This window comes from Collinsella sp. AF05-9 (genome assembly GCF_003465595.1).
GTDB lineage: Bacteria > Actinomycetota > Coriobacteriia > Coriobacteriales > Coriobacteriaceae > Collinsella.
Genome location: NZ_QSBB01000082.1, coordinates 1 through 983, shown reverse-complemented (window position 1 = coordinate 983; position 983 = coordinate 1). Strand labels below are relative to the sequence as shown.

The following is a 983-nucleotide window of genomic DNA, read 5'->3' as shown; positions in this document are numbered from 1 at the left end:
CCTTGATTCTCATTTTCATTGCAACAGCCTCAGGACTCAGCGCAACGCGTTGCGCTGAGTCCTGAGGCGCGAATCCGGGTAGGCAACCCCAGAGGGGCCGGAATCCCCCGGCCCGCGATGGAGGGAGGCCGGCATGTCCAGACCCAAGCCGTCCGGAAGGTCGTACGGGAGGCTCACGAGGCACGAGAGGAACGCGGTCGAGAGGATGCTCGACCGCAACCGCAGCGCCCGCGAGATCGCCGCGGAGCTCGGCAGGTCGCCCTCGACCGTGACCAGGGAGGTTGCGGCGCACCGCTACGTCACCGCGCCGCGCTCGCGCTACGGCGAGCCCGCGCCCGCGGACCTCTCGGGGGCCTGCCCCAGGCTCTCCGCGTGGCCGAGGTGCTGCAACGGCTGCTCGCACAGGAGGGGCTACGGCTGCTCGAGGAGGCCCAGGGTGTTCTACAGCGCCAGGAGGGCGCAGGAGGCGGCCGACGCCGAGCTCTCGGCGAGCAGGTCCGGGATCGACGAGACCGAGGAGGGCGCCGCCGCCAAGCTCGCGGCCATCAGGGACGGGCTCGCGCGCGGGCTCTCCCCGCAGCAGATAGCGGCGACGACCCCCGGGCTCAGCGCCTCCACCGTCTACAGGTGGGTGGACGCCGGCTACGACGGCATGACGAACATGGAGCTCAGGCGCAAGGTCGGCTACAGGCCGAGGTCGCGCCGGGCCCCGAAGAGGGCGACGTCCCACTCGTCGCGCAGGTCGCACGCGTCGTTCCTCGCGCTCGGCGAGGACGCCTGCGCCGCGGCCTGGGAGATGGACACCGTCGAGGGCTCCAGGGGCGACTCCGCCAGGCTCCTCACGCTCCTGCACCGCCCGAGCCGCTTCCAGCTGGCCCTGCCGCTGCCGGACGGCACGTGTGCCTCGGTCCTGGCGGCGCTCTCCTCCCTGCGTGGGGTCCTCGGCGAGGACGGCGCGAGGCGCGCCTTCGGCGCCGTGCTCA

Annotated in this window: 1 protein-coding gene; it reads left to right on the top strand. The window is 72.7% G+C overall.

The genetic code is table 11. The annotated features are described in order from the left end of the window. Positions 1 to 133: 133 nt before the first annotated feature. The coding region (locus tag DWV43_RS10005; protein WP_147346285.1) for a helix-turn-helix domain-containing protein at positions 134 to 983 on the top strand (850 nt) is incomplete at its 3' end.